7 protein-coding genes are annotated in these 13,523 nt (G+C 28.3%); all 7 read right to left on the bottom strand.

Annotation, left to right across the window (positions count from 1 at the left end; genetic code table 4):
* Positions 1 to 5: 5 nt before the first annotated feature.
* A complete protein-coding gene (locus OF365_RS01585; RefSeq protein WP_263817860.1) occupies positions 6 to 4,838 on the bottom strand; it encodes a lipoprotein 17-related variable surface protein in 4,833 nt (1,610 codons plus the stop codon).
* A gap of 189 nt (positions 4,839 to 5,027) precedes the next feature.
* Entirely contained in the window at positions 5,028 to 5,531 is a 504-nt protein-coding gene (locus OF365_RS01580) for a PI-PLC domain-containing protein (protein ID WP_263817859.1), read from the bottom strand.
* Between the two features lie 593 nt (positions 5,532 to 6,124).
* Positions 6,125 to 6,487, bottom strand: a complete 363-nt coding sequence (locus OF365_RS01575; RefSeq protein ID WP_263817858.1) for a hypothetical protein — start codon at positions 6,485 to 6,487, stop codon at positions 6,125 to 6,127.
* A complete protein-coding gene (locus OF365_RS01570; protein ID WP_263817857.1) occupies positions 6,460 to 6,834 on the bottom strand; it encodes a hypothetical protein in 375 nt (124 codons plus the stop codon). The genes OF365_RS01575 and OF365_RS01570 overlap by 28 nt, the downstream gene beginning before the upstream one ends.
* 54 nt (positions 6,835 to 6,888) lie before the next feature.
* Complete coding sequence (locus OF365_RS01565) at positions 6,889 to 7,128, bottom strand: hypothetical protein (RefSeq protein WP_263817856.1); 240 nt, start codon at positions 7,126 to 7,128, stop codon at positions 6,889 to 6,891.
* 412 nt (positions 7,129 to 7,540) lie between these two features.
* The gene (locus OF365_RS01560; protein WP_263817855.1) at positions 7,541 to 7,990 is read right to left on the bottom strand and encodes a hypothetical protein; all 450 of its coding nucleotides are present in this window, start codon (positions 7,988 to 7,990) and stop codon (positions 7,541 to 7,543) included.
* A gap of 294 nt (positions 7,991 to 8,284) precedes the next feature.
* Positions 8,285 to 13,523 (bottom strand): coiled-coil domain-containing protein (locus OF365_RS01555; RefSeq protein ID WP_263817854.1); only part of this gene is annotated, 5,239 nt, incomplete at its 5' end.

The following is a 13,523-nucleotide window of genomic DNA, read 5'->3' as shown; positions in this document are numbered from 1 at the left end:
TTTTATTATGTTTTTGATTTACGTTTCTTTCTAATGTAAAGATATATTAACAGAATAATTATAGAGCCTAATAAAGGTAGTAGTAGAAGTCATAAATATTTAAGATGTGATTTGTGATCAGCTTGAATAGTATTAACATCAGATGTTTTTTGTTTTTGATTACTTGGTGGCAAGATAGAGGTATTAAATTCATTTCCTGTTTTGTTTTTTTCTGCAGGAATGCCTTTAACTAATGTGTTGTTCTTGTCATTAGCGTCCACTAGTTTTGCGTTGTGTTTAATTGGTAATTTTTCTATAATTGGTTCTTTATTTTTAATTAGATCTTTTTTTGTATCATCATGATCTGTCTTAAAATTCGTTGTGGTAGTTTTTTCTATTGGTTTTGTATCCATATTATTTGAATGTCCATTAGGCGTAGTCTTTTTATTTTCTACAACCTTTTCTCGTAAAATAGATGAATCTACATTTTCATCGTTAGTTGTCATCTCTTTATCAGGAACATCTGATAATGATACAGCCGCTGGTTCTTTGTTAACTGGTTTAACAACTCCATTTGTTTTATCAGGTAATATATCATGGTCTGTATTTTCATCGTTAGTTGTTATCTCTTTATCAGGAACATCTGGTAATGATACAACCACTGGTTCTTTGTTAACTGGTTTAACAACTCCATTTGTTTTATCAGGTAATATATCTTGGTCTGTATTTTCATCATTAGTTGTTATAGTTTCATGAGGAACATCTGGTAATGATAAAACCACTGGTTTTTCGTGTGAAACATCCGTTACTTCTTCGTTAATCACCAAGTGTTTTTCATTGTCTAAGGTAATATTTGTAATTACAAAGGAACTATTAATTTTATAACCTTTGTAAACAGAATCAAAATTAACTGTAAGGGCGTGTTCTTTTTCGTCTGCAAGCAGATTTTTTATGTCAATTTGTAATTTATTATCTTTTTGAATAATTAAATCTTCTTTATTGATATCACGAATAGCTTGGAAATGCTTTTGCTTATCAACAACAAACGAAACATTTTGGGTTAATGTAGTAAGTAAATGATTGTAAAAATCATCTGTTTGTGCAGATAAATCTGCATACTTTTTATTTATATTATCTGTAATTAATAATCATTGTTCTTCTGTTCAAGTGTTCGCATTATCTAGTTCTTTAGCATACATTTGCATATCTTTAATAAATGAGGTGATCGGCTCTTCTCATTGTTCACTAGCTCACGTTTGGACTTCACTAATATAGTTATTTATTTTTAAACCCAACTGGTTTTTGCGTTCATTAATCTCATGTTTTTGAATGGCTTCATCAAGTTTTTCATTTGCTAAAATCAGTGCACGAACCGCATCATTAATTGTTTTATTTGTAGAGTCGATGTTTTTTTGCACTTGCTTTGCTTGGTCACAAGTATCAATCAATGTTGTCATAGCCGTTTGTAAAACTTCATCATCAGACATTTCATTATTGAGATCTTTAAAAGAATCTATTTTTTCATTAGTTTTATGAATAATCTCGTCAAGTCGCTTCTTAGATTCTTTTAAAAATTGCTGTTCCTGCATCTCTTTGTTTGTCATAAAACCATTTATTAATTGGTTTTTTTCATAAACTAAATCACCCTTTTTGACTTCGTAGGATATTTCTAAAACCCCTGTGTCATCGTTTGGTTTCATTGATAAATTAACAATTTGATAATCTGGGTTGTCTTGATTAGGTTTCAGATCATCTTTTTCAATCGTACTTGGTAAAGCATTGCTTTTTTGAGTAGATAGATTAAAAATTAAAGATTCAGCATAAGTATTAAAAGTATCTAGCAGTTCTTTTTGTTTGCGAATTTTATCGTTATATTGTTTTTCAATAATTTGTTGAGATCTTTTTCAATCAGTTATTTGTTTTTGCAATTCGTTTTTATTTTTTTTAATGGTTTCTAATGGCAGATTATAATCTTGTACATTTAAGGTGTTCTTTGCTAAAAAATCAGTAATTTGTTGTTTTAAAGAATCATAAATATTCTGTGGATGTGTTAATTCTTTTTTCATTAGCTGTGCTGCTTGATAAGTTTGCTCATATTCATCTATAGCTTGTTTTTTAAGACTTATGCTTTCTAATGTATGAAAATTATCTATTAAATTTTTATAATCATTTTGCACTAATGCGATTTGTTTATTAACACTATTATAGTTAGTACTATTGACAAGTAAATCATTCAATAAACTAAGTGATTCCTTTATTTTATTTTGCTGCTCAACTGAATTTTTTAAATATAGTTCCGAAGATTCAATACCTTTTAGTTTATTTGCTAAATCAAACCCATTCTTAATCGATTCGTTTAAGCAAGTAAAATCACTACGTAATCGATTATAATCTTCTCTTGTTTTTGCATTAATGAATACATCTAAAATTTTTTGTAGCTGTAATGCGTTTAAATTCGGGAAAGTTATTAAATCCTTTTTTCTTATTGCGTTACTACTTCATTCCTTGTGTTTTTTATACCATCTCGTTAAGTCATCGAAATTAGCAACTTTATTCAAATCTAATAGTAATTCTGCTTGTTCAAATTGGTATAAATCAGCTGATTCTTCTACAGTTTTCCTTGCCTCTTCTAGACTTTTTTGTTTTGCAAATATATCATGAAAGTGATTTAATTGCTCAATAGCTTTAATTACTGAGTTTTGTGTTAAATTGGTATCGCGAGCTTCGGTTTTAGTTTTGTTAAAAAATTGAGTAAATTCATTACGTTTATCAGGGTTTAAAATTAAAAAGCCTTTCATTTTTTGATAATCATTTAAAAGGTTGAGTTTGGCTGATAATTCCTTCATACCCTGATTTAAGTCTTGCCCTACTTTTAATTCCTCCACAAGTGATGGTATATCTGTCATTGTTTGTAAATGATCACGAATACTCTTCTTTTGACGTCTGTTTAAAGAGGTTAGATGGTCAAGACTGTTATATACATCTTTAATTTTGTTAATTGAATTAATTAATGGAGATGAATTTCTTTCATCTAAATTATCTATTCGCAACAAGTTTTTTGTAAAATATTTTTTTTGTAAATCTGATAGAGATGAGTCTTTTTGAATTTGTTCATTAATTCGTTGTAGTATATCAGCATTATTTTGAATCTTGGTTTGCATATCTTTTAATCTGTCAATATTATCGTAAATATATGAGATAGTAAGGGTTTTTGGATCCTTTTTTGTCAATGCACTTTGCACCTGATCGATTAAAGTTACGTATGTTTGGATATTTGAAGATTTATAATTCATTTTTAATGAAGATGACAAAATTTTTGACTGATTTTGAACTAATTCGCGCAATTGATTGAAAGCTAGTAAAAAAGTCCGAGCTTTTTGTGTAATGTTTTCAGAGTCCAGATTATTATTTTCTAGAGATTGAATTATATCTTGTTTAAAAAAAGTTAATAAAGATTCATTCTTTGGTTGCTTAAAAAAATCCTTACATTTTTGTAAAAAAGCAGATGATGCATCAATTTTAGATTTTAATCGGTTTAATTCGCTACCTGATTTCTTTGACTTTTCTTGCATGGTTGCAATAACTTCGCTAGTATTATTATTTAATAGGTTATTTTCGAAAAGTTGGTTTAGTTCATTAATTTTTTCATTAAGTGCATGTAAAATATTACCTTTAGCAAAATCAAATTCTGGATTCGATGATTGAAATTCGTTTATTTCTTTAAATAAATTTAATCCATGAATACTATCAAAAGTAGTTTTAATTCAACTAACTAATGCATTTATTTTCATAATACGTTGGTTTAAACTTGTTAAATTCAAAGGATTAATCAATTCATGACTTGCTTGATTAAAAACATCATTCATTGAACTAGTTATTTGCTTATCCAAATTTTTAATTTTTTCCGTATTTGTAGAATTAAAAAGATTGGTTAACGGTAGTTTTTGGATATTAGAAAAACTGTTTTTAAATACTTCTAGGAGTTTAGTTAGATTTTCTAAATACTTTTCAATATTTTCTCAATTCTTCATTATTTTTTGAAAATTTCCCAAACTATTATCTTGGTGAGGGTTTAATTTTTTTAGTCTTGGAATATATTGATTTTCTAAAAACTCACTAATCTTAGGATGTTTTTTTAAAAATGTTTGTTGCGCATTACTAATCTTTTTTAAAAGTGCATTCTGTTCTATAAGAAAAGGATGTTTTTGAACAATAATGTTTGCTAGTTCTTCCTGATTATAAATACGCGCAGGATATCAGCCGTTATCAGGTGTTTTTTTATAAGCCTTTAAAAAAATATTTTTTCCCAATTTTAGTTGCGTTTTGTCTAATGTTAGAGTGAATTCAGCGGCATTGAAATCCTTAGGTAGAAGGATTTTCTTAACTAAGGAATCGTCTATGTACAATTCTAATCATAAGTTTTGATAAGCTCGTGGATTATCTGATGTATCTAGTGATATAAAATTGTCAAATTCATAGATAGGTTTAAGTTTTAAATGATCAATGTTTGGTCCTAAAACACCCGTTCGCAAAGCTTCATCTGTATAATAAAAATTAGTTCGGTAAATTGATTGAATTAATGAAGGTCCAGGAAAATCCATATAAATCAGACCTAAAGAACTTAAAGATGTTTGTTTATTTAAAAAATTATTAACTTTTGAATTGACTTCTTTGGAACTTACATAAGGGCGTCATCCGCTTGCCATTGATAAAAAATTAACATAAAAAGCTTCATTATCACGTTGATTAGCACTGGCTTTTTGCATCATTTGTGCTACTAATTTAAATTTATGATCAGTCGAAGAAATATCATTGTATTGGTCTTGAATCGTTGGACCGTATGAAACAGATCGAAACATAAATCCACCTCTTGGACTTGTATTAACCTTGTGGTGCCAGTGATTTAAAATGATTATTTTGCCTCGATAAGCTTTAACATTAATACCTCTCTCATATTTTAATTTACTATAGTTTCATCCTTCTGGATTTGCTAAATATTTTTCGTATTTTCTCAATACTGCTTCATAATTTCTGTTCGCTTTTTGTGCTTAATTATAATCGTTAACATTAAAATTTTCATCTTTTACTCGCACAACTACAAACTCAGATGGATGTTTATCTAAAAAATTAGCAAAATCGTTCATCGCAGATTCAAATTTCTGTTTTGAATATGTTACACCATGCACTAATCAACCATCTGAAGAAATTCGAAGATCAAAGGCTCTAATTCCTAAATTTAATTGATTACCAAAATTATAGTATTGTGTATTTGCTCAAGTATAACCAAATGTATAATAAAAACCTGTTCCATTAAACATCGTCGAATCATGGGTACCAGGTATACTTAAAGTGAAAATACTACGATCATCGGGTATTTCACTCATCCAATCCTGAGCATAATATTTTTCAATATTTGCTATTTGACCATTGTCAACTTGAGACCAATTATCTCACTTATGCATATTTTTATTAACACTTGTACTAGCAATCATTGTTATTGTAATCCCTGGAAATAAAAACAAAGGGAGTAATTGTCATATTTTCTTTTTCATATTAACCACACTTCTTTTCAAATGGAGCAAAACATTCGTTGATACATCCAACACATAAATATAAATAATTCATTAATAATACATAGATATATAAAATAATTTAATAACGAAGAAATGTGTTTGCCATTTAGAGGTATCACAGTTTTGAACTTTTAAATATTATATATCCTTCTAAGTAAATTAGAAATAAGAAAAAATATTATTTACTTTTATTTGTACATTAAAAAATAAATAAAGAAAATGAAGATATTAGGGAAACTAGAAAAAAGGCGAATAAAAAATGAAGATTTTATTTTTTACCAAAAAGATTTATCAATTAGTGTGCATCGGATTAAAAAGTCCTGTTTAAAAAACTCATATATCCAAGGCAAATAAGATATAAATTGCAATACAAGGTTTTATTTTTTTGAAAAAGATGAAAATAAATTATGACTATTCAATAAGATAAAACCATAATGAAAACACCCTTCATTTTATGAAGAGTTAAAAGCGAAAGTTTTATAACGAGTAATCTTCAGATTTAAAAATAACACAAAAAAATGTAGAACAATAAAAAGTTAAAAATAAAATAACGACATCTTTTTGTTTTATAACTATACAAGTGTAGGAAAGATGAAGAACAAGGCAAATGCCTTGCCCTTTTTTATTACTTCCAAAATAGCATTGATATTATCTATTTCATTTTTGAATTCTGAATTCGTTTTATAAACAAACTCTTGAATGTTAGCTACTGCATTTTGTGATGCTTGCGATAAATTAGCATAGGAAATATCTTTTTTGTTCGCTAATTCATTTTCAATTGTTCGGACATCTTTTAAAAACTCAACATAAAGTCGTTTTTTAATACTTTGTTCGTCATTTTGTAAAACACTCGACAAGCATTGATTAATTTGTTTTTTGCTTGTTCATAAGCTTTTATTCAGATTTTCTATTTTCGATAAATCAGCTGAATACATGATTTTGACATAAACACTTTTAGATAAGTTATTAACTGACTCTTTTGTGAAACGCGCTTTTTTAAGCACGGATTTTTTTCGTAAAAGAATAAATGGGCGTGCGGATGCTCAGTGTTACCGTGCAAGGTGTAATAACAACGAATGTTTTCATCGTTCAACTTGTTTGCTTTTAAAAAACTTCGCACAGGTTCTTTTAAAACTTCGTGATATTGATTTTTTGTAACTAAACCTTTTTGTAAACCTAAATCGCTAGGTGATATTGTTAGTTCGCAAAAGTTTCCTACATGTTGACTTAGCTCTGCTTGTACATCATCTTGTTTAACATCTTCGGGCGTTTTAGCAAACAAGTCATATAATCCTGACTGATTAGCATATTCTGAATTATTTTGTTTAACATGTTTTTAAAATCATTTTAGTTTTTCGTTTACATCCATGGCAAACACTTGTTGTTTGCCATATAAAAAATCATTTGGCATAACTACTGATGCAGATACTCGTAATAAATAATTCAACATGTTGCCATTATGAACCCAATTTTCTAAAGTTCTTATATTTCCCTTACCGGTCTTATATTGACCTTTAGGTGTTATAAAATTCAATTTACTAAATACTCGCATTAAACTAACTCTTTCGTAAAACACTCTAATACCTCGTTTAAGAGCTTTTTTTAAAACGTTAGAGTAATTTGTTGATTAACTTATGTTTTGTTTGTTAAAACGTCTATTTTTATATTTTTGAATAATTGTCTTTTTTTCATTTTATGAATAATCAATTTTTGTACTTTTCTAAATTCGATTGATATTTTGTTTTAGTTTAATATCTTCTCAAACCATAGTTCATAACTTAACTACTTAGACTTAGACTTATATATTTACAATCAATCTGTTTATAATCAATCTGTTTTATATAGGAGGGGAACTTTTCTTCACCTCTGGGGGGGAACTTTTCTTCCTGTCTTGATAGGAATTTCTATTCGTGTTTTAGACGATTGGATGAACTTAATCACCAATGATTTAGATTGATAGTTTTGAATCTTTTATTGTAATCAGTCCTTTAATATTGTTGATTAAAGACCTCGTTGTATAAATGATTCATAAAATCATTCGTGTCCTTAGCTTCGTGTTCTTTTATGATATTCATCAATTCATTATTATTCACGATTGCTTCATAGACTGTTTCACTAGAATTAAAATACAGTTTTGCTGGCCGACCTAAGCCTTGAGGGACAACATCGATTATTCGCAGTTCTTTTAACACTTTATAACCCGCTCTTATTGTTCTTTCATCCACACCTAAATCGTCAGTTAAATCGGTTTGTTTATAAATAAAGAAACATTCATCATCATTCTCCCAAAAATTACGATTCTTTGATGAGAGTGTTTGACGTTTATATAACTGTATAACCAAAGGAACAACTGCAGCATTTTTGCTCGCAACTAATACGTTATAAACAAAGTTTGGTAGTTGTACGAAACCGTTCCCTTTTATTCCACGAAGGATCAAATGTTTAGAACTACCAGATTTTTTATTTTTTAGTTCCTTCTTCTAACTCATCGTCAGAAAATGTCGGTAAATTGTTTTTGGTTTTTTTGAACAACGTTGTTCATCCGCTCATGTGCTCACATTATCCGATATTCAATCATCGATGGCCCAACCTTGAATTAAATGTCTTGAATTTTACATTTTTAAATCTTTTCAGAATTTTTAAAGTCATGAAAAAAAGGGTAAGTCGCTTGGCTTACCCTCATTCTTCCTACACTTCTTTATTTTTAGTTTTTCTAAAGTATATTAAATTAATTATTTTTTAAAATGCACAAAATCATTAAAAATAATAGGCATTTCTTTGAAATTTTCAAAATTTCTTATTCTTGTTCAACGTATTGGTTTGCCATTTTTTTCTACTACTAAAAGCGCATTAACGTATTCATTATTTATGATAAAACTATTATTTAATTCTAAAAATGCTGTATACAGTTCTTGATATGTATAAATTAAATTATAAAACATATTTTTAATTCATAAATCGATAGATATATTTGATTGCTTCGTGCCAACATATGTGGTTGGTGAAACATTTTTTATATTTAAAATACTATCCCCATCACCACCAATAAAGTTATTAAAAAGTGAGATGTTTTGGTCTTTAATTTTATACAATTGCATCACTTTTGATTTTGGTTCTTCCTCACTAATTAGATAGATCCCTTGAAAATTAAATGTATCTTTATTTAATTCAGGTGCTTCTTTAATTTTTGTGCCCCATGCTAAAGGTTCATTTCAATACATTCAAAATTTTCCTTTTTTTGTTAATTCTTTAAAACCTAAGTTACCTAAAAAGGTAAGGGATCCAAAAACATCTAGAACATAAGATGCTTTTTGAATAATTGTTAAATTTTGGAATTCCTTTAGCTGAATTGTTTGGTTTTCTTTTGGTATAAAATACTTAGTGTCTAGAGGTTGATCTGGATGCACTTCTTTTCATTTTTTCTGATATGCATAAATTAATCCTTGAAGCATGTATGATATAAGATCGTAGAAACCAAAATTTCGAAGGTATTCACGTCTTGCTGCTGGTGCAAAAAACAAATCTGCTACAATAAAATCACTAAACTCATTTCTTTTTGACCAATCCGGTGTAAAGTTTTTCCGAGATAAAACGAATTTAAAGTTATCATCGATATCACCTGGGTTTTCTTTGTTTAATAAAACAAATAAAGCGTAAGCGTAATGAGCACATTCTTCATTCGGTTTTAATGAATTAATTATAGACTCTTCTTTCAAAAATAATAAATTTAAGTCATTCATAAAATTAAGAGCATTAGAAGCATAAAGTTCCGAATTAGGGTCTATTAATTCTTTCATAAATCCAGTTTTTTTATCAAGATAAGCATAAGATCCTGAATGTAATTTATTAAACTTATCTAAGCTCGAGTTTTGAGAACTACCTTCTAGTCTATCAACATTCGCGAAACAATGAGTGTTGGAACTGCAAGATTCATCATAAGTTCCTAATATTGAGGTCATTGAATTTTGAATAAATCATTTTCTTGCTTTTTGTTTAAAATCATCAGTCATATTATTTTTAAAATATTCTTGAGCATAAGAGAATAAATTTTCACGAACTATACTATCATTTTTAATGAGCTGATCAATAATATCAATTCTATTTTTAAGATTCTGATGATTTTTATTTCTTTGTATAATTTCTAAAAAATTTTGATATGATGCATAAATATTTGGTTTTGTAGAATCTTTTGATTGTATATCTTCAAGAAATTTCTTAAGCGTTATTTTTTCATGGGAAGAGTTATAGTAATCTAAAAACTTATTAGTTTCATCTTCGATTTTACTTATGAAATCTTTTAGTTTTTTTTGTGCATCACTAATATGTAGTTCTCCAACTTGAATTTCTAATTGTAAATTACTATTGAATAATTGATAAGCGCTTGATCCTGTTTGAAGAATTTTAAGTGATATATTAATTGCATTTTCTTTGATATTTTTAGCTCATTCATCGAAAGTTGAAATATTCTCTTTAACATCTTTGATATAATTATTATCCTTTAAAATATTTGAAATAACAGCAGAAGATTTTTTATTCGATATTGTTTCTAGAATATTTAAAATTTCTTCGGCTTGTCCACCCATTTTTTCTGTTTGTATTTGTTTTAAAGCCTCGGATGTATAATATTGAATAGCGGAGGTGTAGGCTGCAAAATATTCATTCTTAAAATTATTATATTCACTAGTTTTTTCTTTAATTAATATATAATTTTCAGACGGAATTTTCAAGACTTCAATTTTAGTTTTATCTATTTTATCTTTTATTTTTTTTATGCCCGCGGAGTTCAATTTTAGTGTTCAATCTTCATTGATATTTTCTTTGTAAAAAGATTCTATAGCAGGAATAAAATTAAGCAAATCATGATCAAGGATACTTATGAAATCGATTTTCATAACTTCCCCTGGTAAACTATTTAATAATTTATTTAAATTTGTTTGTATTTGATTTAATTGCAATAATGTTGTTTTCTCATTAAACATATATTGAGGCTTATCTGTTTCCTCGGGTAAAGTTAATAAATGAGTTTTGATGAGAGATATTATATCTTTGTACTTATTATGATTTAAGGAAAGTGCAAAATTTCGCAACACAGATCTAGACCGCTCAATAATATTTTCTAAATTATTTAAAATAATTTCATTATAACGTTTTACAAAATAAACATTTATCTTACCTATTAAATTTTTGTATTCAATAGCGTTTATATCTTTTATTTGTTCTTGAGCTCATTTTAGTTCGGTGTTTAAAAAAGTCAAATACTTTCTTGCGTGAGTTTTCTCAGGGTTGTTTAAATCATTTAGCTCTTTATATGATTTCGGAAATTTACTAGTTGTATCATTCGGGAAACTTTCTGTTGGATATTTTTCTGAAGTTTCCGCGATAATTTTGTTCGTATTTTTTATAGATTCATTCAAAAGATTTATATAATCATCAATGATTTCTTTTTTTGTTTTTTTTGTTGGATCATATTTTTGAGGTGGAGGTACATCTGAATTAATTAATCGTAGGTCCAGAACTTCTTTACTAAGTTTAGCGTTTTCAAGCGATGATTTCAATTCCTTTGTAGCATCTAATATTTGATAAATTGTTGGTTTTGTTCCGTTACTTGGATGAACAATAGAATTTAGTTTATTTTTAATATTATCTAAAAACTCTTTTATATCAGCATAATTATTATCTGCAAGATCATTTTCCAAATAGTCATTTACATCTTTTTGAATAAAATCAAAATTATTTTGTAACGATAAAACAGTGTCTTTGTCAATATTTTTTTTCGACAAGTTTATTTCATCAATAATTTTATTTAATGATGTAATAGCTTGTTTGGTTTGTTGACTTGTCACATCATTCGGTAAGGATTCAAATTTATTTATTTCGTTTTCTAGCTTCTCTTTTAATGATGCGTAAATATCATTATTCGTTATCTCAGCAAGCAAAATAGCAGCTCTTTTTTTCGCACTTTCTTTTTGTAAATTTAAAATTGATGATTCAATTTTTTTAGTTTTTTCAGTTAAATCAGTTTTAGTATATAAAATAGGATTTAGGTAAGCAGCTAACTCACTTGTTTTTAAACCCAACAATACTTGCCGTTCTGGAGTATCAAGAATTTGAGGGTCAGTTAAAATGTCGATTGCAGCATTATATATTTGCTGATATTCTTCTACTTTATCCAAATGTTCTTGGTCTAAAGTTTTTTTAGTTTCAGCATTTGCAGTGTTGGCTGTTTTTAAGTTATCCAGCGCTGTTTGTAATTTTTCAGGCGTAGGGTTGGTTTGATCAAAAGTTGTTTTAGCCGCCGTCAATGAAGCCTGGATCGCTGCTTTAATTTCTTCATAATCACTGTTTGGTTTTAATGATTTCAATAATGCTTCTGTTTTTTGCAATTCAGACGCTAACAATTCCTTCTTATCTAGAATTTTATTTAAGTTTTTATTAGCATCGTTTAATGAATTTAATAAGGCGTTAATTTGAGCTTCAATTTCGTCTGCAGTTTGATTTTCGAGATTTTCTTTCATTTTTTTAGCAGCAGCTATTTGTTGAACTAATTCATCATCTGTAATTCTGTTAGCAGCATTTGTAGCAGCTACAGCATCAGCATCAGATATTAATTTATTAATTTTTTCACCTAATAACTCTTTGTATTTAGCAGTTGGGTCGACAACCTCTTGTGCCTCAAATGTTTGTATTGCTGCTTGCAATTTATCTGTCATGGCATTAACTGCTTCGACTGGAGAAGTATCTTTATCAACTAATGTGTTTAATCCTTCAATCATTGATTGAGTTAAGGTTGTGATATCCTTATTCTTATTTTCCGGTTTTTGAATTGATAATTGAACTGCTGTAATTTTAGCTTGCAGAGCAGCAATAGCTGCTCGTTTAACATTTTCCAAATCAGTTTTTGCCGATGCATTGGCTGTGTTAGCTGCTGTTAGTGTTTCTTTTGCATTTTTTAATTCATCAAGTGTAGAATTTGTTTTCTCTAAAACATTTTGAGCAGCAGTAATGTCCGCATCAATTTTTGTTTTTAAATCTGTAGAGTCGCTGTTGTTAGCTAATTGTTGTTTGATTAATTCCGCTTGTTTAATACCGTCATTAATTTGTTGTTTTTCACTACTAATATTTTTTGTGTACTCATTCAACTGATTATTAGCATCTGTTAAAGCATTAGCTAATTCCTGAATAACTTTTTTTAATTGTTCAGGTTTTTGGTTAACAATGTTATTTTTTGCTTCTTGGGCTTTTTGCAATTGTAGCTTCAATTCTTGGGTATCTAATCCCACTGTATCGTTTTTATTCTGTGCTGTGGTTGTATCTGCAATTAGTTTGTCTAATTGAGTGGATAAGACTTCTTTTTCATTGTTATTTGATGAATTTGGTGATTGCGACTTAAAGCTTGCAATAGCGTTTTTAAGCTCCTTAGTTTGGTTATCAACATCACTAGCTGGTGTTGTGTCTGCTTTGACTAATACTTCTAAAGCTTTGCGTAATGATTCACTTAGTGCTGTGGTGTTTTTATTTTTATTAGCCGGATCAATAAGTGCTGTGTCGGCTGCGGTGATTTCTTTTTTTAATTCATCAAGAGCGGTTTCTTTAGTTTGTTCTAAAGCTTTCTTTGCAGCACTATTTGCTATGTTAGCCGTTTTTAGGGTTTGATTGGCATTTTTTAATTCATCAACAGATGATTTTGGATTATCCAGAATGGTTTTAGTTGCATTAATAGCCGCGTCAATTTTTGTTTTTAAATCTGTAGAGTCGCTGTTGTTAGCTAATTGTTGTTTGATTAATTCCGCTTGTTTAATACCGTCATTAATTTGTTGTTTTTCACTACTAATATTTTTTGTGTACTCATTCAACTGATTATTAGCATCTGTTAAAGCATTAGCTAATTCCTGAATAACTTTTTTTAATTGTTCAGGTTTTTGATTATCAATGTTATTTTTTGCTTCTTGGGCTTTTTGCAATTGTGATTTT

The sequence above is a fragment of the Ureaplasma zalophigenitalium genome (assembly GCF_025780055.1).
Lineage (GTDB): Bacteria > Bacillota_I > Bacilli_A > Mycoplasmatales > Mycoplasmoidaceae > Ureaplasma > Ureaplasma zalophigenitalium.
The sequence above is the reverse complement of the archived record's forward strand: the minus strand, read 5'-3'. Positions and strand labels throughout refer to the sequence as shown.